Source organism: Streptomyces sp. NPDC006798 (assembly GCF_040635975.1).
In the GTDB taxonomy this organism is placed as follows: Bacteria; Actinomycetota; Actinomycetes; order Streptomycetales; family Streptomycetaceae; genus Streptomyces.
Genome location: NZ_JBEYIS010000010.1, coordinates 114894 through 138200, shown reverse-complemented (window position 1 = coordinate 138200; position 23307 = coordinate 114894). Strand labels below are relative to the sequence as shown.

The following is a 23307-nucleotide window of genomic DNA, read 5'->3' as shown; positions in this document are numbered from 1 at the left end:
TGAGTAAGCCGTGACCTTCGCCGATGTACCACCGGCCGCCGCGGAACCGGCCGTCCTCCCCGTACCGCCCGCCGTCAACTGGCGCAATCTGCCCGCCGAACAGCAGCCGAGCTGGCCCGACGCCCATGAGGTGGACCGGGTCCAGGACCAGTTGTCGCTGGCCCCCGCCCTCACCGCCCCCGCCGATGTCCGCCGGCTGGGCTCCGCCCTCGCCCATGTCGCCGCCCGCCGGTCCTTCCTGCTCCAGGCGGGCGACTGCGCCGAACCCCTGGGCGCCCGGGGACTGGCCGCCGTCGCGGGCAAGCACCGGATCGTGGGCGAGATGGCCGAGATCATCAGCGACGGCGCCGCCCTGCCCACCGTCACCGTCGGCCGGATCGCGGGCCAGTACGCGAAGCCGCGTTCCCGGCCCGAGGAGACCGTCGACGGGCGGCGGCTGCCGGTCTACCGCGGCGACATGGTCAACTCCCACGCCCCCGACGAGACCGCCCGCACCCCCGACCCTCGGCGAATGCTCGCCGCCTACTCCAGCGCCCGGGCCGTCCTCGGCGAACTCCACCGGATCGCCCACGGGACCGCGTCCGGACTGCTGCCGGAACACCCGGCCGACCTGCACGGCCCCGGACTGCCCACCCGCGCCTGGGACGGCAGCCTGCGCTCCGTACTCAAGGAGTACGGCCGGACCGTCGAAACGGCCGGGGGCTGGCACCGGACCGGGCTCTGGACCAGCCACGAGATGCTGGTCCTGGATTACGAGCAGTGCCTGGTCCGCCGGGACGCGCACACCGGGGAGCAGTATCTGCTCTCCACCCACCTGCCCTGGATCGGGGAACGGACCCGCCGGACCGACGGCGCCCATGTCGCCTTCCTCGCCCGGGTCGCCAATCCGGTGGCCGTCAAGATCGGCCCCGGCGCCCGCCCCGAGGACGTCATCGGGCTCTGCGCCCGGCTCGACCCGCACCGCAGGGCCGGACGGCTCACCCTGATCACCCGGTTCGGCGCCGGGCCGATCCGGGAAGCCCTCCCGGCCCTGGTCACGGCCGTCCGCGACGCGGGGCACGACGTGGTCTGGGCCTGCGACCCGATGCACGGCAACACCGTCACCACCGCGAACGGCGTCAAGACCCGCCGGATGAGCGCCGTACTCGACGAGACCACCGGATTCTTCGAGGTCCTGTTCCGGGCCGGCGAGTGGCCGGGCGGCGTCCATCTCGAAGTCGCGGGCGCCCATGTGACGGAGTGCCTGGGCGACGGCGGACCCGGACACGAGGCGGGCCTCGGCCGCGCCTACCGGTCCCTGTGCGACCCCCGGCTCAACGACGACCAGGCGCGGCTGGCCGCCAGGACCGTCGCCGAACTGCTCGCCAAGGGATGAACCGGCCCCGGGCCGGCCGACCGTCCGCGACTTCCCAGAAAGCCGAGCCATGAGAACTCTGCTGATCGACAACTACGACTCGTACACCTACAACCTCTTCCAGCTGATCGCCGAGGTCAACGACGCCGAACCCGTCGTCATGACCAATGACGCGCTGCGGGCCCATGACGACGCCGACCTCGACCTGTCCGCCTTCGACAATGTCGTGATCTCCCCCGGGCCGGGCCATCCGGCCCGCGAACGCGACTTCGGGATCTCCGCCCGCGCCATCGCCGCATCGGACGTCCCCCTGCTCGGCGTCTGCCTCGGCCACCAGGGCATCGGCCACGCCGAGGGCGCGGCCGTGGTGCCCGCCCCCGAACCCCGGCACGGCTATCTGAGCCGGATCGACCACGACGGGCAGGATGTCTTCGCCGGACTGCCGCAGGGCTTCACCGCCGTGCGCTACCACTCGCTGAGCGTCGCCGAACCCCTCCCCTCCACCCTGGAGGCGACGGCCTGGTCCGAGGACGGCGTCGTCATGGGCCTGCGGCACCGCACCCGGCCGCTGTGGGGCGTGCAGTTCCACCCGGAGTCCGTATGCACCGAGTACGGCCGCCGGATGCTGGCCAACTTCCGCGACCTCACCCGGGCCCGGGGCCGATCCGCCCCCGCCCGTACCACCGCCGCCACCACCGCCCCCGCCGTCACCGGGATCGCCGGAGCCACCGAAGCCGCCGGGCCGATCGCGACCGCGCCCGCCCGTACCGCCCCCGGCCCGGCGGAACCGGCCGCCGGATACCGGATCCAGCTCCGGACCATCGAGACGGCCGTCGACACCGAGGCCGCCTTCACCCGGCTCTACGCGGACTCCCCGGCCCCCGCCTTCTGGCTCGACAGCGCCCATGTCGAGCCGGGCCGCTCCCGGTTCTCCTATCTCGGCGACGCGTCCGGACCCCTCGCCGAGACCGTCCGCTACCGGCTGGCCGACGGCGAGGTGGAGACCGTCCGCGGCGACGGCACCCGGGAACGGACACCGGGCACGGTCTTCGACTACCTCCAGACCCAGCTCCGCCGCCGCCGGGTCGACGTCACCGACGTCCCGTTCGACTTCACCGGCGGCTACGTCGGCTACTTCGGCTACGAACTCAAGGGCGACCTCGGCTCGGTCAACAAACACGTCGCGCCGACCCCGGACGCCGCCTGGATCTTCGCCGACCGGGTGATCGTCGTCGACCACCAGCAGGACAGCACCTATCTGCTCGCCCTCAGCGACTCCACCCCCGGCACCGAGGCCGCCGCCACCCGCTGGCTGGACCGGACCGCGGCCGCCCTGCTCTCACTGCGGCCGCCGACGCCCGTCCCCGCCACCGGCGGCGGCACCGACCCGGAGCGGTGGCTCGCCCACGACCGGGCGGAGTACCGGGCCCGGATCGGCGAGATCCAGCGGAACCTGCGGGCCGGCGAGACCTACGAGGTCTGCCTCACGACCTCGCTCCGGCTGCCCGCCGACGGCGACGGCTACACCTACTACCGGGCCCTGCGCCGCGCCAACCCCGCCCCGTACGCGGCCTATCTGCGGCTGCCCGGGGTCGAGATAGCCAGCTCGTCGCCGGAACGATTCCTCAGTATCGACCGCTCCGGCACCGTGGAGACCAAGCCGATCAAGGGGACCGTGCCCCGGAGCACCGACCCCGACCAGGACGAACGGCTCCGCGCCTCCCTGGCGGCCAGCGCCAAGACCCGGGCCGAGAACCTGATGATCGTGGACCTGCTCCGCAACGACCTCGGCCGGGTCTGCGAGGTCGGCAGCGTGCACGTACCCCGGCTGATGGCCACCGAGAGCTACGCCACCGTGCACCAGTTGGTCTCCACCGTCCGGGGGCGGCTGAAGCCGGACGCCGACGCCGTCGACGTGGTCCGCGCCTGCTTCCCCGGCGGCTCGATGACCGGCGCGCCCAAGCTCCGGACGATGGAACTCATCGACGGACTGGAGCCGGAGGCGCGCGGCGTCTACTCCGGGTCGATCGGGCTGCTCTCCGCCAACGGCACCGCCGATCTGAACATCGTGATCCGTACCGCGGTCCGGGTGGACGACCAGTGGCGGGTCGGGGCCGGGGGCGCGATCGTGCTCGACTCCGACGCCGACGACGAGTTCGACGAGATGGTCCTCAAGGCCGCGGCCCCGCTGCGCGCCTACCGCGCCGCGGACCCGGTGCCCGCACGGCGGTGAGGAGACCGGCCCGCGGGGACCGCCGCCGCGCCCGGCGCCCCCGCCGTCCGGGCACGGCACCCCCCGGCCCCGTACGCCACGGCATGTCACGGCACGCCACGGCCCCGCTCCCTCCCGTACCGACCGACGATGAGGAGTCACTCAGGTGAACACGGCCGCAGCCCTCGAGCTGACCGCCGCGGAGCACGGGTGGACGACACGTACCGCCTTCCACGAAGGGGACCGCTCCATCACCCACGGGGAGGTGCACGAGCTGTCCGCCAAGGCCGCCCGGGTACTCGCCGAGCACGGCGTGGAGACCGGCCGCCGGGTCCTGATCGCCCTCCCGGACGGCATCGCCTGGGTCGTCGCCTTCCTGGCCACCGCCCGGCTCGGCGCCGTGGCGGTCCTCGTCAACCCCCGGCTCACCGCCGACCGCCACCGCTACATCGCCGAGGACAGCGCCGTCTCCCTCGTCGTCGCCGGGGCGGAGTTCGCCGACCACCTGCCGGACCACCCCCGGATCGGCGGCGGCGAACTGCTCGACAGCGCCGCCACCCGGCTGCCCGCCCCGGCGGCCCCCGTCGACGGCGACCACCCCCTCTATCTCCAGTACACCTCGGGCACCACCGGCCTCCCCAAGGGAGTCGTCCACCGCCACGCGGACCTGGAGCGCTACCACACGGGCGCCGGGGCGCGAATCCTCGAAATCGGCCCGGACGACGTCATCCACTCGGTCTCGAAGCTCTTCTTCGCCTACGGACTCGGCAACTCCCTGGCGTTCCCCCTGTGGTCCGGCGCCCGCGCGGTCCTGGAGCCGGGACCGCCGAAGCCCGCCCGGATCGCGGCCCTCGCCGCCGAACACCGGGTCAGCTATCTCTTCGCCGTCCCCTCCGCCTACGCCAATCTCCTCGCCGAGACCGACCCGGCCGACTTCACCACCGTCCGCGCCGCCGTCTCCGCCGGTGAGCGGCTGACCGGCGAACTCCGCGAACGCGCCACCGCCTTCCTCGGCGCCCCGGTCTACGACCAGCTCGGCTCCACCGAAGCCGGGCACGCCATCACCACCAACGGCCCCGGCCACCACGTCCCCGGCACCATCGGCCGCCCGGTCCCCGGCTTCGCCGTCGAGGTACGCGACCGGGACGGCCGGCCCGTCCCCGACGGCACCCCCGGCGAACTGTGGATCAGCGGCCCCACGATCACCCCCGGCTACCACAACCTGCCCCGGGAGACGGCCCGGAACCTGGTCGACGGCTGGCTCAACACCCATGACCGGGTGGTCCGGACCGCCGACGGCTGTCTCGTCCACGAGGGCCGTACCGACGACCTCGAAATGGTCGGCGGTGTCACCTTCTCCCCGGTGGAGGTCGAGCGGGTACTGGCCCGGCATCCGGCGGTCCACGACGTCGCCGTCGCCTGTCTGCCCGACGAACGGGGCGCTTCGAAGCTCCGCGCCTTCGTCGTCCCGACGCGTACCGGACCCGTACCCGAGAACCTCGAACCGGAGCTGGTAGCCCTCGCCCGCGCCCATCTGGAGCCGTACAAGGTCCCGCGCGGTGTGGCGGTGGTCGACGCCCTGCCGCGTACCGCCACCGGGAAGCTCCAGCGGTTCGCCGTCCGGCGGGGCACGTGGTGAACCGGCCCGCCGCCGGTCCCCGCCCGCCCGTCTCCTCCACCGTCCCCCGTAGAGAAACCCGTAGAGAAATCCGAAGAGAAAGCAGCCGCGCCATGTTCACCTTCCCCCGGCTCGCCAAGCGCGCCAACCCCTCGCCGGAACGGGCCTTCTACCTCGGTCTGCTGTGGGAGAGGGCCGCCGCGAAGCACCCCGGCACCCCGGTCACCCTCGACCAGCCGCTGGCTACCTTCCCCGACCTCGGCACCGACTTCGACTACGCCTCACTCGCCGATGTGGTGGCCGATCTCGCCGCCCGGCTCTGGGAGCTGGGCGTCCGGCCGAGCGAGCGGATCGCCGTCCACAAGACCGACAACTTCGACATCGCCCTGCTCGCCTGCGCGGCGGCCCGGATCGGCGCGGTCCCGGTGATGATCTCCTCCGCGCTCTCCGGCGAGATCGTGGGCCAGTTGCTGACCCGGCTGGAAGGGCCGTGGCTGATCACCGATGACGCCAAGCTGACCGGCCCGCTGGACGGCCTGCCCGTCCAGGATCTGACCCGGGGCACACTGCTCGCCGGTACCGAGCGCCATGGTGACCTGCCGCTGATCGCCGAGGTCGAGGGGGCGCCCCGGCGGCCCGCCGTACGGATGCACTCCTCCGAGCCCGCCCTCATCACCCACACCTCGGGCACCACCGGTGTCTCCAAGCTGATGGTCCACAACGCCCGGGCGCTCTTCCACCGGCTGCTGCCCCAGCAGATCATCGCCTGGCCGATCCGCGGGTCGGAGACCGTAGCGCTCTGCATGTCGTTCGTGCACTCCCGGTTCTTCCACTCCCTCGGCGTCTTCCTGAACTACGGCAATCCGCTGGTCGTGCTCAGCGACCCCGACCCCGACAAGATCGCGCCGATCTTCGTCCGGCACCGCCCGGGTCTCGTCGAGACCCATCCGAACAACTTCATCCAGTGGGAAGACCTGGTCGACGCGCCCGGCGCCCCGCTCTCCAGCGTCCGCTACTACAGCAGCACCTTCGACGCCATCCACCCCCGCACCATCCAGCGGCTGCTGGCCGCGTCCCGGCGCCCCCGCCCGCTGCTGATCCAGCTCTACGGGCAGAGCGAGACCGGCCCCATCTCCGGGGCCTGGTACACGGAGAAGAGCGCCGGGCGGAACGACGGGCGCGACGTCGGCTACGTCCTGCCGGGCTTCATCAGGCTCCGGGTCGTCGACGACAACGGCCGGGTCCTGCCGCGGAACCAGCCGGGCCATCTCGAACTGCGCGGCCGGGGCACCATCATGACCTACCTGGGCGAGCACGAACGCTATCTGCGGAACATCACCGACGGCTGGTGGCGGCTGGGCGACATGGGCTATCTGGGGAGGTTCGGCAAGCTGCATCTGATCGACCGCGAGGTCGACCGGATCGACCACATCGACAGCAATCTCGAACTGGAGGACACCCTGATGTCCCGGCTGGAGGAACTGCTGGAGGCGATCATCGTGATCGGCCCCGGCGGCGAGCCCGTACCGGTGATCTGCACCCGCCGCGACGAGCCCCTCGACCCCGAGCGGTGGGCCCGCGCCACCGCCGATCTGCCACCGCTGGCCGCCCCGCTGCACTGGCCGTTCAACGACGTGCCGCGGACCTCGACCTGGAAGGTCCGCCGGGTCGAGATCACCAAGATGCTCCGCGAGCAGACGGCACCGGCCCCGGCGCCCGGCGCGGCCGACTGACCCGGCCCGATCCGAAGGAAAGACCCCCAGCCCCGCCGAAGCCGCCCCGGGAGACGTACCCCATGCCTGATGAGCACCCCAGCCCGTCCCAGCGGATACCGGTCCTGGTCGTCGGAGCCGGACCGGTCGGACTCACCGCCGCGCTCGCCCTCCGCGGCCGCGGACTCCCCGTCGTCCTGCTGGAGGCCGATCCGAGCGACCGCGTACGGCCCGGCAGCCGCGCCCTGTTCGTCCACCGCGAGTCACTGAACCTGCTCGGCGGGATGCGCCCCGGCCTCGACCGGACCCTGGTCGACAACGGCGTCATCTGGCCCACCCGGCGCACCGTCTACCGCGACAAAGAGGTCTTCGCCCGCAGCTACCCGCCGCGACCGCCGCAACCGGACCGACCGGAGCGACCGGAGCGTTCGGAACGGTCCGGCGCCAACCCTCCGTTCACCAGCCTCAGGCAGGTCGAGACCGAGCGCCATCTGCTGGCCGCCTGTGTCGAGGCAGGCGTCGACATCCGCTGGGGAGCGGCGGTGACCGAGGTGGAGACCTCCCCCGACGGCGTCCGGGTCCTCACCGGCGACGGCACCGTCCACGAGGCCCAGTACGTGATCGGGGCGGACGGCGCCCGCTCCCGGGTCCGCCGCTCCCTGGGTATCGCCATGCGCGGGGAGCGCTCGGAAGCCTTCCATGTGGTGGTCGACGTCGAGGAGGACCCCGCCGATCCGCTGCCGCTGGAGCGGGTGTTCGTCTACGAGCACCCGGCGCTCGGCGGCCGGAGCGTGATGCGGGTACCGTTCGCCGGCGGCTTCCAGCTCGACCTCCAGTGCAAGGACGACGACACCCCCGAGGAATGGGCCGACGAGAAGCGGGCCGCCCGCTGGACGGCCGCGGTCGTCGGCGAGAAGTACGCCGAACGGCTGCTCTGGGTCTCCCGCTACCACTTCCTGCATGTCGTCGCCGAGACCTTCACCGACGCCCGGAGCCGGGTCCTCCTGGTCGGCGAGGCGTCCCATCTCTTCCCGCCCTTCGGCGCCCGCGGCATGAACAGCGGAATCGCCGACTCCGCCGCCGCCGCGGACGCCGTCGCCGACGCCCTGGCCCGGCCGGAGGAACGCCTGCGGGCCATCGGCGACTTCGGTACGAAGCGCAAGGAGGCGGCCGAGTTCAACAACGAGGCGGCCCGGACGGCCCTGGCCCATCTGCGCCCGCGGACCCGGCTGGCCCGGCTGCGGCAGGCGGCGGGCGCGGCGCTCTCCCCGCTCGTGCCCTCCTGCGGCGAGTGGCTGGAGCGGGCCCCGTACGGTCCACGCCACGGTGTGGCGGGCACCACCAAGGGACGGTACTGAGATGGGGCACACCCCGCGCACCCGGCACACTCGGTCCGCCCCGCCGACCCCGCCCGCCGGACGGCGGCTCGGCTGGACACCCGGCCGCGGGTTCGCCCCGGCGGACACCGCCCCGTCGGGCGGGCTCGCCGCCGCCGACTCCTGGCTGGTGGCGGAGGGCCGGGTCCGGGGCATCGGCCACCACCGGGACAGATTCCTCGGCGCCTGCCGCCAGGAGGGTCTGGCGGACGGTGACCTGGAGCGCTTCTGGCGGGACCTGGTCGCCGAACTCCCCCGTGCCGGCTCCTGGTTCCCCCGCGCGGAGCTGGCCCCGGACGGCGGCCTCGCCCTGCTGCTCCGTACGGCACCGGAGTTGGGTACGGGCATCCGCGTACTGCCGTGGTCCCGTCCCGACCCCCGGCAGGCACCCCGCCGCAAGGGCCCCGACCTGGAACGGCTGGCCGAAGTGCGGGCGGTGGCCGTCGCCGCCGGAGCGGACGACGCCCTGTTCACCACGTCCGACGGCTACGTCACCGAGTCCACCACGGCGGGCCTGCTCTGGTGGGACGGGCCCGAACTGGTCCGGCCGGACGCCACCGACCACGTACTGCCCAGTGTCACCAGCGCCCTGATCGAGCGGGCGGCCCACCGGCTCGGAATCACCGTACGGCCCGGCCGGGCCACCCCCGTCGAGCTGTACGACCGCGAGGTCTGGCTGGTCAACGCCCTGCACGGGATCCGGCCCGTGACGCACTGGGCCGGTGCGGACCGGCCCGCCGCACCCGCCCCCCGCGCCGGGCGCTGGCGGGCCGTACTCCGGGGGACGGCGGAGCCGCTGCCCCCGCCGCCCGGGCTCCGCCCGCCCCGCGACGACCGATGTACCGACACCCCCGAACCGACTCGAAAGGGAATCCCCACATGATCGACCGCAGGGCCTTACTCGCCGCCGGTACGGGCCTCACCGCCGCCGGAGCGCTCGCCACCGGCGGACCCGCCGCCGCCCTGCCCCGGCGGCGGCACATACGCACCCGGTGGAGCCTGCTGCGCGACATGCTCACCGGCGACGTGGTCCTGCCGGGCGACGCCGACTACGACCGGGCCCGGCAACTGGCCAGCGCCCAGTTCGACACCATCACACCGCAGGCGGTGGTCTACGCCGAGAACGAGTGGGACGTCCGGACGGCCCTGCTCTTCGCCCGGCACCACGGGATCCATACGGCGATCCGCAGCGGCGGCCACAACGGCGCGGGCTGGTCGACCACCGAGGGCCTGGTGATCAATCTGACCCGGATCAACCATGTGAGGGCCGGGTCCGGGGCCGGATCGGGCCCGGTGGCGCTCGGCTCGGGCGTCCAGGCCGTGGACGTGGTCTCTCAGCTCACCCCGCACGGCGTCACCGTCCCCGGCGGGTTCTGCGCGACGGTCAGCCCGGGCGGGTTCGTCACCGGCGGCGGGACGGGCTGGCAGTACCGGAAGTACGGTCCGGCCTCCGACCGGCTGGTATCGGCCCGGGTGGTACTCGCCGACGGCCGGATCGTCACCGCCTCCGAGCACCAGCACGCCGATCTGCTGTGGGCGCTGCGCGGCGGTGGCGGCGGGAACTTCGGTGTGGTGACCGAGTTCCGGCTGGCGCCCACCACGATCCCGAGGGTCGGCCACTACGTGCTGACCTGGAGCTGGGACCAGGCGCAGCGGGCCGTACCCGGGTTCCTGAACTGGTCGGCCCAGGCGTCCGCAGATCTGGCCTGCGGTGCCGTGGTCTCCCTGCGGGACGCCCGGCCCGGCAACCAGCCGGTGATCATCGTCTCCGGTGTGCACTTCGGGACGGCGGCGGAGCTGGAGTCCGAACTGGCCGCGCTGGTCTCACTGGTCGGCGCCCCGCCCGCGACCCGGGTCGTCTCGGAGGTCCCGTACGACCGGGCGATGATGCGGGTCTTCGGCTGCGAGGACCGGACGGTCGACGCGTGTCATACGACGGGCAGCAGCCCCGAGGCCACCCTGCCCCGGCAGAGCTGGGCCAGGAACCGGGGCCGGATGTTCGAGCGGATCCTGCCCCAGGGCGGCGTCGACGGGTTCCTGACCGCCTTCGACGCGGACCGGCGGGCCGGTCAGGGGCGGGTCGTCAGCCTCCTGGGCCTCGGCAAGAACGCCAATCTGCCGCCGGTCGGCTCGACCGCGTGGCCGCACCGGAACACGCTGTACAGCGGGACGATCACGGTCAGCCTCGGCTCGCCGACACCCGCCGCCGAGGACGCTGCGGCCGCCCAGAGCTGGCTGAACGGCGTCTTCGGCGCGATCGACCCGTACTCCAACGGGCATTCGTACGTGAACTTCCCCGACACCGTCCTTCCCGACTGGGCGCGGGCCTACTACGGCGCCAATCTGCCGAGGCTGAGCGAGATCAAGCGGTCGTACGACCCGGACGGCTTCTTCACCTTCCCGCAGTCGATCCCGGTCTAGCTCCCGCGCGGGCCGGGGCCCTCGGGTCCGGGCGGACCGGGTCGGCCCGGGTCGGCCCGGGGCCGGGCGGCCCCGGCGGGCGGCGGTACGGGGTGCGGTCGCGGGCGCACCCCGGATCCACCGGCCCGCCGACGGGCCGCGCCGCTATCCCAGTCCGGCCAGCCACTGATCGAAGGTGGTGGGCGCGATCCGGGCACCCTCGGCGGGCAGCAGCGCGTTACCGGCCATCGCGGGGCCGAACAGCCCGGACCAGGTCGGTACGAGCCGTACCTCGCGGCCCCGGGCCAGGTGGGTACGGCGGGCCATGTCCACCAGGTCCTGGGGCTCGGGCCCGGCGACGTCGACGTAGTGCCCCTTGGGGTCGCCGACGGCGATCTCGGCCAGAACGTCCGCCACATCGGCGGGCGCGATCGGCTGGACGAGCAGCGGGGCGACGGTGGCGACCCCGTCCTGCTCCGTCCAGCTCGTCACCATCTCGGCGAAGTCGTGGAACTGGGTGGCGGGCACGATCGTCCAGGGCACCTGCCCCTCGGCGACCAGCCGCTCCTGCTCCCGCTTGCCCGCGTAGTGCGCGTTGCCCTCGACCCGGGAGACCCCCGCGATCGACAGCAGCACATGGTGCCGGACGCCCGCCCGCTGACCTGCGGCGAGCAGCTTCCGGCTGGTGGTGCCGAAGTACCGCACCGTCTCCTCCGGGTCGGAGGCCGTGCAGTTGGTCGCGTCGATGACGGCGTCGACTCCGGTCAGGGCCTCGTCCAGCCCATCGCCCGTCAGCAGATCCACCTTCAGCGAGCGGCTGATGCGTACGACCTGATGTCCGTCGCGCTCCAGGGCGGCGACGGTCAGGGCACCGATGTTCCCGGTCGCACCGGCAACGGCGATCCGCATGCTGATCTCCTTCTCTCGACGACGGCGCGACGCTATCACGGACACGATGGGTCCATATTGTCTGCGATAGGATTTGGTTGTGAAGCTGCCTGGAAGTACCGAATGGATGCTGCACTGCGCGACGACGCTGGCGCAGCTCGACGCGGGGGACACGGCGTCGGCCGCGCAGCTCGCGCGGTACTACGACCTGCCCGCCCCCTATCTCGCCAAGCAGCTCAAGATGCTGGTCCGGGCGGAGGTGCTGACGGCGACCACCGGCCCGCGCGGCGGGTTCCGGCTGGCCCGGGGGGCGGCCGAGATCACCCTGCTCCAGATCGTCGAGGCCGTCGACGGCACCTCCGCGCCCTACGAATGCCGGGAGATCCGGCAGCAGGGACTCGGCGCCCTGCCGCCCGAGGACTGCCGGCGGACCTGTGTCCTCGCCGAGAAGATGGCGGACGCCCACCGGGCCTGGCGGGACAGCCTTTCCGGCGTCACGCTGGCCGATATCGTCGCCGGACTTCCCGCCACGGCGCCCGCCCGGACCCGGCGGCGGATCACCGGCGCGGCCTGACTCCACGGCACCCCGGCGGGCAGTGGCGGCCGGGCACCGGACGGCTGGGCGAAACCGCCACGTCACCCCGTCTGCCGGTGGGAACCCGCCGGAACCGCCGCGCGGGTGCTCCCGCCGGACGAACGGCCGCGCACGACGGCCCCGGCATGCCGCGGCACCATGGCGGCCCCGGATTCGAGCGAGGCATTCCAGCCTTTCTTTTTTTCAGCAAAATCTGCACCTCTGGCTTGAAATGTGCAGTCATCACGAGGGGGATATGGTTCCCTCTGATGTGTCGAAGGCGGGGGCTCATGCGACCTGCCCGAAGGACAGAGTTTATGCCCGGCAGTAGCGGCGCATGCCGTTTTTTCCTGGTGTGAACGGGGGAGTATCGTGCGTCAGCGCCCGCGATCGCTGAAAAAGGGCGCGCCGGGATCCGGCTAGCGCATGGTGCATGACGCTGGTACCGAGAGGCGATACGTGCAATGGCCGTTGCGATCGAGGTCTGGTTCGATTTCGGGTGCCCTTTCAGCTATCTGCTCCGGCGCGCGCTGCCGAATGAGCTGGCGGGCACCGGTGCCCGGATCTCCTGGCACGCCTGCGCGATCGAACGCGGGGTCCTGAGCGATCCGGTCTGGGCGGCCGGGGTGTGGGAGCACAGCGTCCGGCCGCTGGCCGGGCGGCTGGAGGTGGAGGTGCACCGAAAACCCCCGTGCGCGGTCGCCACCCGGCCCGCCGCGCTGGGCCACCGGTACGCCGTCGACCGCGGCCGCGGCGACGAGTACACCGAGCGGGTCTTCACCGCGTTCTTCACCCGGTCCCAGGACATCGCCGATCCGGGGGTGCTGGCCCGGGCCGCCGCGGACGCGGGGCTCGACCGGGACGACTTCACCACGACGGTCGGCTCACGGCTCCACGCCCACCGGGGGGCCGGGACGCCGGCACCGGTACGCCGGCCGCCCGTCAGGCTGACGCCCACCATCGACGTCGGCGGCTACCGGCTGGAGGGCTTCCCGGCGGACGGGCAGCTCGTCGGCCTGGTCGCGGCGGCCGAACGGGACCGCTCCGCCGCTGCCGGGACCCGGCTACCGGGCGGTTCGGTCCTGAAGGTGTCCCAGGGCGACGTCGAGAAGTTCGTCGAGCTGGTCGGCGACTCCGGACGGCAGGCGATCTAGCAGCACGGCGTGGTCCCGCGCGGCCGACTCCAGCACCGCCCCGGCGAGGGCCTGCCCCTCCCGGGTGAGCCGCACCCAGGAGCTGCGGCCGTCCTCCGGGTGCGCCTCCCGGTTGACGTATCCGGCCTGGGCGAGCCGCAGGATGACGTTGCTGGTACCGCCCGAGGACAGCCCGCAGGCGGTCGCGAGACAGGTCGGCCGCAGCCGCTGCCGGGGCGCTGCGTTCAGGGCCGTCAGCACATCCGCGTCGGCCTTGGTGAGACCGGCTCCGGAAGCGGCGGACCGGGCCGCGGCATTCACCAGACGGGCCAGCAGGGCGGCCTTCGCGGCCAACGCCTCCAATGACACCGGAGACCTGTCCGATGCGGGTTTCTTCACGTCTCTCCTCTTTCGCGGCATTTTCCCGCACAGTCGCGCGTTTCCCGCGCCGTGGGGGGTGGAACCCGCGCTCCCCGCATCCTACTCAGAATTGTTTTCTTCATAAATTATCGGCGAGTGGAGAGTGTGGAAGGATTGGCCGGGGCTATGATTCATCCTTTTCACAGCCGTTCACAGCGACTCTGAACACCGGCGGCGGGCATTGCACCGGATTCGGTTACCCCGGGGCACTCGACCGGCAAAGTCTAGGCGACTCGTCTTGAACCGGACAGACTTCGCGCTCCCCGTGGCGGAATCCGTCGCACCGCCGCGGCCGACCCGATCCGGCCCGCCCCGGGCCCGGCGGATCCACAAGACACGCCCTAGTCCGCCGACTTGGCCAGCGTCGCCGCCAGGACCCGGGACGCCGCGCGGTACGCGCGTGGTCCGGTGCCCGTGAGCCGCGTGAAGTGGTGGCGCAGGTTCGCCCCGGAGCCGAAGCCGGTACGGCGGGCGATGCCCTCGATCGGTACGGCGGTGTTCTCCAGCAGGAGCTGGGCCTCGTGGAGCCGGGCCCGTAACAAGTACTGGAGCGGGGAGTGCCCGGTCTGGGCCCGGAAGCGGCGGTTGAGGGTACTGACGCTGATCCGCGCGTGGTCGGCGATCTCGGTGAGGGTCACCGGGCGGTGGAACTGGGTCTCCAGCCACTCCAGGGTCGGCCCGAGCGTCGTCGGCTCGGTGTGCGCCCGCTCCAGTTCGGCCGCGTCCGCCACCGTCTGGTCGTGCAGCGGCATCACGATCCGCCGGGCGACGGATGCCGCTATCAGCACCCCGTGGTCGCGTTCGACCAGGTCGACGGCGAGGTCGACCCCGCCGAAGATCCCGGCCGCGGTGTGGAAGGGGCCGTCGACGGTGGCCGGGTCGCCGGAGGGGACCGCGGTGACCCGGGGATGGAGCCGGGCGAGTTCCCGGGTATGCGGCCAGGACGTGGTGGCCCGGCGCCCGTCGAGCAGGCCGAGGGCGGCGAGGGTGAAGGTGCCCGTACCGACCGCCGCCATCCGGCAGCCCCGGTCCGCGCAGTCGCGCAGCGCCGCGGCGGCGGCGGGCGGCGGGGGTTCCCGGTAGCGCTCGTGCCCGGCGAGGAAGACGGTGTCGGCGGGGCCGAGGCCGTCGAGCGCGTCGAGCCGCCAGGGGGTGGAGAGGCCGAGCGGTGGATCCCCGGTGACGACCGTCCCGGTGGCGGAGGCGACCCGTACGTCGTACGCGGCGGTCCGGACGGTGCGCGCGGCCGTGGTGAAGACCATGGGGGCGATACCCAGGTGATGGCCGGGGACTCCGTCCGCGAAGAGGAACGCGATCACTGCCATGGGATCGAACGTACCCAGTGGCGCGCCAGGAGGCCGTTTCCCTGACAGTCGGCCGTAAGGCCCGGGTACGGCGGTGGCCCGGATCAGGCCGCCCGGAGCGCGTACGGGCGCGGCCCGCCGAACCCGAAAGGCATCCCCGCGAAAAGACGACGACTCGAAGACCTGCCGAACTGAGCGGATTTTTGCGGCGGGTGGCATCGCCGCCTCTTCTTCTGCGGTACGGCGGGTTCGCAGGCGCGTCGGCGCGGGGCGAGGCCGGGACGCGGGCGGGACGCGGGCGGGAACACGGTGACGGCCGCCGGACGGCCGGGCCGTCGACCACCGGGCCGGGAGCAAGTCATGGCGTACCGCCGCAAAACACCCAACCGACCTCCCGAAGGATGGCAGCTCAAGCGGAAGTACTAGATCCGCGGGGGCTACCGATCCCGGCCGCGCCCGCGTTATCCCTGGGTACGGCGGCCCCGGCGCCGCCGCGCCCGGGGGAACCGACCCCGGCCGCCGCCCCCTTCCGGAAGGAGCCCGCCGTGACCGGCTGGTACGTGGACGACCGCTGTACGAACTGCGATGTGGCCAGGCAACTCGCGCCCGGCCTGATCGCCGAGGCGGACGGAGCCTCCCGGGTCGTCCGCGAGCCGGACGGCGAGACCGAGGTCCGGCTGCTGTACACGGCCGCGTACGCCTGCCCCACCCGCTCCGTCCACCCCGGCCCCGGGCTCCGGCTCGACCCGGCGCTCGACCCCTTCCCGACGGCCGTCGACGACACCGGCACCGTGCTGCTCTGCGGCCACAACTCCACGCACACCGCGGGCGCCAACTCCTATCTGTTACGCCGCCCTTCCGGCACCGCGATGATGATCGACACACCCCGGTGGAACCGGGAACTCGCCGACCGGTACGCCGCCGTCGCGGGCCCCGTCACCGACGTACTGCTGACCCATCGCGACCATGCCGCGCACGGCCGCCGCTACGCCGACCACTACGGCGCCCGGCTCTGGATCCACGAGGGCGATCTCGACGCGGCCCCGGACGCGGACCGGGTCGTCACCGGGACCGAGCCGCAAGAGATCGCCCCCGGGGTCACCGTCCATCCGCTGCCCGGCCATACCCGGGGCAGCGTGCTCTATCTCGCGGACGACCGTTACTGCTTCAGCGGGGACAGCTTCTACTGGTCCCGTACGACCGGTGACTTCGAGATCGCGGAGAGCGTGACCTGGTACTCCGTCGAGGAGTTGGCGGTATCGCTGGCCCGTACGGCCGGGCTGCTGCGCTGCGAGTGGGTGCTGCCGGGGCACGGCGAGCGACGGCGGCTCCCGCCCGCCGAGACGCGGAGCCGGCTGCTGGCCCTGGCGGACCGGGCGGCGCTGATGCGGCCCCGGCCGATCGATTTCACGGCGGTGCGCTGGTAGCGGCCCGAGGCGGCGTCGGCGTCCAACAGCGTCCCCGCGGGGGATGATTCATTCCCCGCGGGCGACGGGGATATGCGATCACCCGCCGCCGTACCCCCTCCACCCCCTTTGTCCTGCGGTGATTCGGAACCGGTGGTAGCTTCCGGGCGATCGCACGGGGGAGGTCGACAAATCGACCGCCATCGGCCGGGCCCGTCGCGGGTCCCGGCCCGCTCCCCCGTGCCCGCCCGCAGTAGCAACCGCAGCAGCAGCGACGCCCCGGAGGCTTCCTTGAGACAGCAGGTCCAGCCGCAGGCACCCGTCAGCGCCACCGCCGCCGCCACCGGAGCGGTCGCCCGGCGCCGGTGGACCGCCCGTACGGCACTCGTCGGAGCACTGCTCGCCCCCGCCCTGCTCGCCGGCGGCCCGGCGAGCGCCGGGGTCACCGGACCGTGGTCCACCCCCACCAGCCTCTCGGCGACCGCCGCGGACGGGGTCAGCGTCGTCGACGTACGGACCACCGGGACCGGGGACGTCGTCGCGGTCTCCTACCGCGAGACCCCCGGCTCCGGGCGGATGGACCTCCAGATCGCGATCCGGCCCGCGAACAGCGCCGTCTGGGGCGCGCCGGTCGTCGTGGACAATCTGCCGACCGGTCTGGAGAGCGTCGAGCTGGTCCCGGGTCCGGACGGCTCCCTCACCCTCACCTGGATCAACCGGGCGGCGACGAACACGATCCGGACGGCCGTCCTCGCCCCGGGCGCCACGGCCTTCTCGGCGCCCGTCGACATCGCCACCGGGGTCAACTACATCGACGCTTCGACCGCCGTGGGCACCGGCGGCAAGGCCGTGGTGTCCTGGTCCCGGTACGAGAACCGGGCCACCGCGGTCTACGTCGCCGAGCGCGCGGGCACCGGCGCGGCCTGGTCGGCCCCGGTCAAGCTCGACAACACACCCGCCGAGACCCTGGAGGGCGGCCCGGACACCCTGCTCGGGCCGGACGGCACCGCCACCGTCGTCTGGACCGAGAACCGGGCCGACGGCAGGACGGTGCGGGCCGTGGACCGGACCGCCGGAGCCCCGGCCTGGACCGTACCGCGCGCGCTCTCCGCCGCGACGGTCGACGCCGGGGGCGCCGACGCGACCCTCGCCGCCGACGGCTCGGCCGTCATCTCCTGGCTCAGCAGCCCCACGGGCACCTGGACGAACGAGACCCTGGACGTCGCGGTCCGCCCGGCGGGCAGCACCCAGTGGGGCGCGGCACAGCAGGCCACCCCCGTCGAGTACACGGGCGCGGGCGGGGTCGGCCCGCTGGTCGCCCCGAACGGCGAGATCACCCTGGTCTGGCACGGCTACCGGGACAACGCCTTCGGGCTCCACTCCGTGACCCGCTCCCCCGCCACGGGCGCCTGGTCCGCGCCGCAACTGCTGTCGACCGGCTATCCGCGCGAGGAGTTCGACGCGGAGACCGGCCCGGACGGCACCGTCCACGTGCTGTGGTCGCAGCAGGCGCCGTCGGGCTCCCCGCAGACCGTGCACTACGCGGGGCGGACCGCCGGAGGGAGCTGGACCACGGCCCAGACCCTGAGCACCGAGCCGTCCGAGGTCGCCCAGGGCCAGGTCGTCGGCGGTCCGGAGAGCCGTACCACCGCCGTGTGGCAGCAGACGACGGCCGTCGGCGGGGTCGGCAGGCTGTGGAGCGCCGGTACGGGGCTCACGCCCTGACGCGCGGCGCGTCGTAAGACCCGGGGCCGGGGTGAGGGGCCGGGGTGAGGGGCCGTACGCGGACGGCCCCGGCCCCGGCCTCGCGGCGGCCTCCGGGGTCGTACCGCCTCCGGGGTCGTACGCGGACGACCCCGGGAACGGAATCGGGCGGTCCGGTTCCGGCGCGGCGGACGGTACCGTAGGAGGTCGGAAACGGTCATTCGGCCCAGCGTGTGCCCGACCGGGCCCGCCCCCGACCCCGTACCGCCAGAGGACCCGCCGTGACCACCGCTCCCCGCCGCCCGACGGCCCCGGCGGCCACCACACGCGACGGCGAAGGCGGCCCCTCCGGCGAGCACGGCGAAACCGGCACGGAACTCCGCCGCGCCCTCGGCCGGCGCCAGATGGCCCTGCTCGGCCTGGGCTCCGCCCTCGGTACCGGCCTCTTCCTCGGCGCGGGCGCCGCGATCTCGGTCGCCGGTCCCGCCGTACTGATCAGCTACGCCGCCGGAGCCCTGATCGCCCTCGTCGTCGCCTACGCGCTCGGCGAGATGGTCAGCGCCTACCCCGTACGCGGCTCCTTCGGCGCCATCGCGGGCCGCTTCCTCGGCCCGTTCGCCGGGTTCTCCGTCCGCTGGATCTACTGGATCGCCCTGATCGTCGGGATCGGCTCGGAGGTCGTGGCCGCCGCGATCTATCTGCGGTTCTGGTGGCCCGAGGTCCCCCTGTGGGCGGCGGTCCTGGTCTTCGCGGCCGCCGTCACGGCCGTCAACACATCGGGGGTGCGGAGCTTCGGCACCACCGAGTCCGTCCTCAGCGCCGTCAAGGCGTTCGCGGTCGTCGCGTTCATCGCCATCGGCACCGTACTGATCGTCTTCGGGCTCCCCGAGCGGCCCGCGACCGGCGTCGCGAACTGGACCGCGCACGGCGGCTTCGTCCCCGAGGGCCCGCCGGCGATCTGGCTGGTGATGGCGATCGTGCTGTTCAGCTTCGCGGGCATCGAACTCGTCGCCGTCTCCGCGCCCGAGGCGAAGGAGCCGGGCCCGGCGCTCCGGACGGCCCTGCGCACCCTCGTCCTGCGGCTCTCCCTCTTCTACCTGGGCGCGATCGCCGTGATGCTGGCGGTCCTGCCGTGGACCGAGGTCACCGCCGGGCACGGCACCGAGGCCAGCCCCTTCGTGACCATGTTCGCCGCCGCCGGTATCCCGGCGGCGGCGACCGTCACCAACTTCGTGGTCCTGGTGACGGCGCTCTCCGCCGCCAACGCCAATCTCTACGCCGCCGGACGCATGCTCCACTCCCTCGGCGACGACGAGCTGGCGCCCCGGGCCCTCGCCACCACCACCCGGCACGGCGTCCCGCGCCGGGCGATCCTCCTCTCCGCCTGCGGTTTCCTGGTGATCGCCGGGGTCACGGCGGTCTTCGACGACCGGGTCTTCGGAGTGCTGCTGGCCCTCGGCACATTCGGGATCGTCGCGGTCTGGATCGTGATCCTGCTGACCCTGCTCGCCTTCCGCCGCGCCCCGGACCCGGACCGCCCGCCGTCCACGCTCCGGCTGCGCGGCGGCCGGATCACCCCGCTGCTGGGCATCGCGGCCCTGCTGTCGGTGTACGCGACCGGGTTCGCGGTCCCCGAGATGCGGCTGGCGTGCGCGGTCGGCGTACCGGCGCTGCTGGTACTGGCGGGGGCGTACGCGCTCCTGATCCGGCGGCGGCACGCCGTACGGGACACGGTCTAGCGCAGCCGGGTGACCTGCGGGCCCGTCCCCCCGCGCCTCTTCGACACCCCCGGCCGCCGCTCCACCGTTGGACGGCATGACCAGCGCATCGCGCCTCTCGGGGACGCTCTACGCCCATCTCCAGACCTGGCCCCCCCTACACGCTCTGCTACCCCGGCCCGGGCTCCCTCGCCGGGGCGCTGCTGCCGGGCGCCGACCGGCCGGGCGCGGGGTGGCGGCGGTCGCCCTCGCGGCGCCCACGGCCGCCTGGACCGGGGCGCACCACCTCTGCGACTGGTTCGACCGCCGCCCGGACGCGACCGGCCGCCCCCAGCACCCGATCCCCTCCGTCCGGCTCTCCCCCCGGGTCGCCCTCGCGACCGGCCTGGCCGCGATCGCCGTCGGCCTCGGCGCCCTGATCGCCGTCGACGGCGGCGCGGCGCTGCTGACGGGGGCGGCGGTCTCCGGGGCGCTGGCGTACGTCCCCCCTGCTCCGGGCGTCCCGTGCCGTGACTCCGGCGGTGGCCCTGTCGGCGGTCCGCCCGAGGGAACCGGGCCGCCTGCTGCTCGCGGGCGCGGTCCTCTCGGTCGGCACGGGTTTCGCGGCGGCGACGGTGACGGTCGTCGCGGCGGCCGGGTTCAGCCTGGGGGTGCAGGGGGCGATGCGGGGGCGGTACGACCTGCCGCCGGGCGGCACGGAAGTACCGGCCGCTCAGGGCTGACCGTCGCCCCGCCACCGGGCGAGGAGGCCGCGTACCTTCACGGTGTCGGGGTGATCGGGGCCCAGGACGCGTTCGAAGCTGGCCAGCAGTTCGGTGAGCGCCGCCGTCGCGCCGACGGCGTGCCCGGCCAGCCCGTACAGGACGGTGATGTCCTCGCGCCCCTCCAGGAAGTCGGCATGGTCAGGACCGAGGGTCTGTTGCCAGTCGGCCAGGATCTGGTGGAACACCCCGGCCGTCTCTCCGTCCTGCGCCCGGTGCCGGACCAGATGGCTGCGCGCGACCAGGGTGTAGGTGTGCCGTGGCCCCAGGACACGTTCGAAGTCGGCCAGTACGCGCTCGAACATGGCGATGTCCCCGCCGGGGCCGCCGGCGATCGACCGCCACTGGGCGAGATGGCTGTAAGTGATCAAGGTGTGTTCGTGGTCCGGCCCCAGGACCCGGCGGCAGTCGGCCAGCAGCTCGGTCAGGGTGACCGCCGCGCCGACCGCGTCCCCGGTCATCCCCTGCCACTGGGCGAGGATCTTCCGTGAGTGGAGAGTGTGCAGGTGATCGGGGCCCAGGAGCCGTCGGCAGTCGGCCTGCAAAGCGGTGAACGCGATCACGGCACCGGTCGCGTCGCCCAACTCCCCCTGCCAGTAGGCGAGGTGGATTCGGGCGTCCAGAGTGTCGGGGTGGTCAGGTCCCAGCAGACGCTCGGTGTCGGCCAGTACGCGCCGGAACGCTACGACGGCATCGCGTGGGCCACCGGCGATCGCCTGCCAGCGGGCGAAGTAGCGGCGGGTGTCGAGGGTGCTGGGGTGATCGGCGCCCAGCCGTCGGGCGGTGGCGGCGGCCAGCCGGTCGAAGTGGTCGCGGGCGGCGCTGACCTGCCCGCCCGTGCCGAGGCTGCCGCCGATGTGGAAGAGCAGCGGATGCGGGGCGGGCCGGTACAGGGTGTCCTCGGCGATGCTGGTGAGGGCGGCCGTGTTGGCCCTGAGGGCCTGGACGAGATCGGTATCGCGTTCGACCTCGGGCCAAGCGGCCATCAGGGCGTCGGCGGCGGTCCGCGCCGCCCGTTCGCGCTGGTCGGGGGTGAGGGTGTCGCGGGTGGCGCGCTGGACGAGCTGGTGGACCCGGACGGCCTGGTGCGGGATGTCCGGCTGGTGGTCGACGAGGCTGAGCCGGTCCAGGGCGCGCAGGGCGCCGAACGCGTCCTCGGCGGTGACCGGCGGCCCGGGGCGCCGTCGCCCGCCCCGCCACCAGGCCCGCCGCCCCTTCCGCCGCCGCGCCGGGCCGGGGTCGGGATCGGGTTCGGAGACGTACGCGCGGGCGGTCTCCCCGGTCAGGACGTCCTGGGGGATGCCGTTGGCGTCGAGCAGGGAAGCCAGCCGGAGTACGGGCCGGGCCAGTCCGGCGGGCCGTAGCGAGTCGGCACGTTCGACGGAGAGGGACCAGGCGGCGGCGAGGGCGGCGGCCTGCTCGTCGGGCAGGGAGTCGGGGGCGAGGTCGGTGAGTTTGGTGGCGCGGTCGGCCAGCAGGCGGCAGTAGGCGGCCGTGGTCTCGCCGGAGTCGACCAGATACGCGGCGGCCTGGGCGAGGGCCAGCGGCAGATGCCCCAGCTCCCCGGCCAGCGCCGCGAGTTGGTCGGCGGGTTCGGTACGGCCCTGGGCGGCCAGGGCCGAGGCGAGGTAGGCGACCGACTCGGCGGGCGTGAACAACCCGACCTCGACCCGGCGGCGCCCCTCTCCGAACAGGGCGGCGTCGCGGCGGCGGGTGGTGATGAGAGTCCGGCCGTACGGGCTGGCGGGCGGCCAGAGTCCGTACCGGCCACCGGGGTCGCCGGGATTGTCGGGGTGGACGATCAGATCACCGGGATCGGCGACGTCGTCCAGGACGATCAGCCAACGGCACGGCCGCTGGCCGGACTTCGGCGCGAGCCAGGCCAGGAACTTCTTCGCGGCCTGCTCGGGGGCGTCGGGGTCGGCCCGGCACAGCTCCGCACCGGCCTGCGCGTAGGCGGCCACGACGGGGGACCGGGCACTGGCGGTGACCCAGACCAGGACGTCCAGGCCGCCGTCCGCCCAGGCGGTACGGGCGTAGTCAGCGGCGAGCTGGGTCTTCCCGACGCCGCCCATCCCGGTGAGGACCTGGGGCAGTACGGCCCTACCGCCGCCCTGGACCGCCGCCCGCAGCCGGTCCACCTCGGCCCGGTGCTGGAAGGACCGCGCCGGGGACGGGATCACCCCGACCTGATGCGGCCAGGAGACCGGCTTCGGGGGAACCCGCTGCTGGATGTTGAGGGTGTGCACGACACCGCTGATCGCGGTCGCAGCGCCGGTGGCATGCGCGTTGCCGGTATCGGCCGCGGTCACCGACGGCTCGGGCTCCTCGCCGCCCGCCGTACACCTCGTCGCCTTCGCCATGGGTACGGGTTCTCTACTCCGAGTAGTCGATACCGGAGACGGAGCCCGGCCCGCGGGCCTCCCCGGTCCGCTCGGCACCGGCGGACCCGCTCCCCCGCCCACCGGGCCGCCTGATCCCGGTGACCCCGCCGTCCGTGGCGGCCCCGGTCTGACTGGCCCGGTCCGCAGGCCCGCTCGGGTCCGGCCGTTGCAGTACGGCCCAGACCAGGGCGACGACGGCGACGGCGGCCTGCACGGACGCCCCGGCCAACTGCCCGGCACCGGGCCCGTCCAACAGCCAGACCAGCGGCGTGGACACGATCCCCAGCCCGGCCGCCACGATGACCGTGATCTTCCATCCCCGTGACACGGCGGCTCTCCCTCA

General features: G+C 73.7%; 18 protein-coding genes and 1 pseudogene. 14 read left to right on the top strand and 5 right to left on the bottom strand.

Features of this window, described 5'->3' with window-relative positions; translation table 11 throughout:
• The first annotated feature begins 10 nt into the window (after window positions 1–10).
• The 7 genes from ABZ714_RS09445 to ABZ714_RS09415 all read left to right on the top strand — a co-directional run bounded on the left by ABZ714_RS09445 (window position 11) and on the right by ABZ714_RS09415 (window position 10693).
• On the top strand, window positions 11–1375 hold the full coding sequence (locus ABZ714_RS09445) for a 3-deoxy-7-phosphoheptulonate synthase (protein WP_358824563.1): 1365 nt from the start codon (window positions 11–13) through the stop codon (window positions 1373–1375).
• A 49-nt stretch (window positions 1376–1424) separates the two neighbouring features.
• Complete coding sequence (gene pabB / locus ABZ714_RS09440; RefSeq protein ID WP_358824562.1) at window positions 1425–3587, top strand: aminodeoxychorismate synthase component I; 2163 nt, start codon at window positions 1425–1427, stop codon at window positions 3585–3587.
• 145 nt (window positions 3588–3732) lie between these two features.
• On the top strand, window positions 3733–5205 hold the full coding sequence (locus ABZ714_RS09435) for an AMP-binding protein (protein ID WP_358824561.1): 1473 nt from the start codon (window positions 3733–3735) through the stop codon (window positions 5203–5205).
• A 92-nt stretch (window positions 5206–5297) separates the two neighbouring features.
• Entirely contained in the window at window positions 5298–6917 is a 1620-nt protein-coding gene (locus ABZ714_RS09430) for an AMP-binding protein (protein WP_358824560.1), read from the top strand.
• 62 nt (window positions 6918–6979) lie between these two features.
• Window positions 6980–8254, top strand: coding sequence for an FAD-dependent monooxygenase (locus ABZ714_RS09425; protein ID WP_358824559.1), 1275 nt, complete (start codon window positions 6980–6982; stop codon window positions 8252–8254).
• A 1-nt stretch (window position 8255) separates the two neighbouring features.
• Window positions 8256–9155, top strand: a complete 900-nt coding sequence (locus tag ABZ714_RS09420; protein WP_358824558.1) for an aminotransferase class IV — start codon at window positions 8256–8258, stop codon at window positions 9153–9155.
• A complete protein-coding gene (locus ABZ714_RS09415; protein WP_358824557.1) occupies window positions 9152–10693 on the top strand; it encodes an FAD-binding protein in 1542 nt (513 codons plus the stop codon). Before ABZ714_RS09420 ends, ABZ714_RS09415 begins: the two co-directional genes overlap by 4 nt.
• Window positions 10694–10837: 144 nt before the next feature.
• On the opposite strand, the gene ABZ714_RS09410 is transcribed toward ABZ714_RS09415, so the two are convergent.
• Entirely contained in the window at window positions 10838–11581 is a 744-nt protein-coding gene (locus tag ABZ714_RS09410; protein WP_358824556.1) for an NAD(P)H-binding protein, read from the bottom strand.
• A 79-nt stretch (window positions 11582–11660) separates the two neighbouring features.
• Here ABZ714_RS09410 and ABZ714_RS09405 point away from each other — a divergent pair, with 79 nt between their 5' ends.
• Window positions 11661–12134: an Rrf2 family transcriptional regulator gene (locus ABZ714_RS09405; RefSeq protein WP_358824555.1), complete on the top strand. Its 474-nt coding sequence runs from the start codon at window positions 11661–11663 to the stop codon at window positions 12132–12134.
• A gap of 464 nt (window positions 12135–12598) precedes the next feature.
• Entirely contained in the window at window positions 12599–13288 is a 690-nt protein-coding gene (locus ABZ714_RS09400) for a DsbA family protein (protein ID WP_358824554.1), read from the top strand.
• Here the strand turns inward: ABZ714_RS09400 and ABZ714_RS09395 are convergent.
• Together ABZ714_RS09395 and ABZ714_RS09390 are read right to left on the bottom strand one after the other, a co-directional pair.
• Window positions 13199–13666, bottom strand: a complete 468-nt coding sequence (locus ABZ714_RS09395; protein ID WP_358824553.1) for a MarR family transcriptional regulator — start codon at window positions 13664–13666, stop codon at window positions 13199–13201. The two genes, ABZ714_RS09400 and ABZ714_RS09395, sit on opposite strands and share 90 nt — an antisense overlap.
• Window positions 13667–14028: 362 nt before the next feature.
• Window positions 14029–15012, bottom strand: coding sequence for a helix-turn-helix domain-containing protein (locus tag ABZ714_RS09390; protein ID WP_358824552.1), 984 nt, complete (start codon window positions 15010–15012; stop codon window positions 14029–14031).
• Window positions 15013–15536: 524 nt separating this feature from the next.
• Here ABZ714_RS09390 and ABZ714_RS09385 point away from each other — a divergent pair.
• The 5 genes and pseudogenes from ABZ714_RS09385 to ABZ714_RS09365 all read left to right on the top strand — a co-directional run bounded on the left by ABZ714_RS09385 (window position 15537) and on the right by ABZ714_RS09365 (window position 20541).
• Window positions 15537–16418, top strand: a complete 882-nt coding sequence (locus tag ABZ714_RS09385; protein WP_358824551.1) for a ferredoxin — start codon at window positions 15537–15539, stop codon at window positions 16416–16418.
• 270 nt (window positions 16419–16688) lie between these two features.
• Entirely contained in the window at window positions 16689–18122 is a 1434-nt protein-coding gene (locus ABZ714_RS09380; RefSeq protein ID WP_358824550.1) for a hypothetical protein, read from the top strand.
• 260 nt (window positions 18123–18382) lie between these two features.
• The gene (locus ABZ714_RS09375; RefSeq protein WP_358824549.1) at window positions 18383–19840 is read left to right on the top strand and encodes an amino acid permease; all 1458 of its coding nucleotides are present in this window, start codon (window positions 18383–18385) and stop codon (window positions 19838–19840) included.
• A 76-nt stretch (window positions 19841–19916) separates the two neighbouring features.
• Window positions 19917–20291 (top strand): annotated as a pseudogene (locus ABZ714_RS09370) (hypothetical protein); the annotation flags it as partial.
• A 37-nt stretch (window positions 20292–20328) separates the two neighbouring features.
• Window positions 20329–20541 carry a hypothetical protein gene (locus ABZ714_RS09365; protein ID WP_358824548.1) on the top strand — a complete coding sequence of 71 codons (213 nt, stop codon included), beginning with the start codon at window positions 20329–20331 and terminating at the stop codon, window positions 20539–20541.
• Here the strand turns inward: ABZ714_RS09365 and ABZ714_RS09360 are convergent.
• Both ABZ714_RS09360 and ABZ714_RS09355 read right to left on the bottom strand, forming a co-directional pair.
• Window positions 20532–22943 carry a tetratricopeptide repeat protein gene (locus tag ABZ714_RS09360; RefSeq protein WP_358824547.1) on the bottom strand — a complete coding sequence of 804 codons (2412 nt, stop codon included), beginning with the start codon at window positions 22941–22943 and terminating at the stop codon, window positions 20532–20534. The genes ABZ714_RS09365 and ABZ714_RS09360 overlap by 10 nt on opposite strands.
• Before the next feature lie 13 nt (window positions 22944–22956).
• The gene (locus ABZ714_RS09355) at window positions 22957–23292 is read right to left on the bottom strand and encodes a hypothetical protein (protein ID WP_358824546.1); all 336 of its coding nucleotides are present in this window, start codon (window positions 23290–23292) and stop codon (window positions 22957–22959) included.
• Window positions 23293–23307 lie beyond the last annotated feature (15 nt).

What these genes read in the sequence shown, in the direction of transcription:
- ABZ714_RS09400 (WP_358824554.1), top strand. Translation starts at nt 12,599, where the DNA reads ATGGCCGTTGCGATCGAGGTCTGGTTCGATTTCGGGTGCCCTTTCAGC.
- ABZ714_RS09420 (WP_358824558.1), top strand. Translation starts at nt 8,256, where the DNA reads ATGGGGCACACCCCGCGCACCCGGCACACTCGGTCCGCCCCGCCGACC.
- ABZ714_RS09360 (WP_358824547.1), bottom strand. Translation starts at nt 22,943, where the DNA reads ATGGCGAAGGCGACGAGGTGTACGGCGGGCGGCGAGGAGCCCGAGCCG.
- ABZ714_RS09390 (WP_358824552.1), bottom strand. Translation starts at nt 15,012, where the DNA reads ATGGCAGTGATCGCGTTCCTCTTCGCGGACGGAGTCCCCGGCCATCAC.
- ABZ714_RS09430 (WP_358824560.1), top strand. Translation starts at nt 5,298, where the DNA reads ATGTTCACCTTCCCCCGGCTCGCCAAGCGCGCCAACCCCTCGCCGGAA.
- ABZ714_RS09415 (WP_358824557.1), top strand. Translation starts at nt 9,152, where the DNA reads ATGATCGACCGCAGGGCCTTACTCGCCGCCGGTACGGGCCTCACCGCC.
- ABZ714_RS09410 (WP_358824556.1), bottom strand. Translation starts at nt 11,581, where the DNA reads ATGCGGATCGCCGTTGCCGGTGCGACCGGGAACATCGGTGCCCTGACC.
- ABZ714_RS09425 (WP_358824559.1), top strand. Translation starts at nt 6,980, where the DNA reads ATGCCTGATGAGCACCCCAGCCCGTCCCAGCGGATACCGGTCCTGGTC.
- pabB (WP_358824562.1), top strand. Translation starts at nt 1,425, where the DNA reads ATGAGAACTCTGCTGATCGACAACTACGACTCGTACACCTACAACCTC.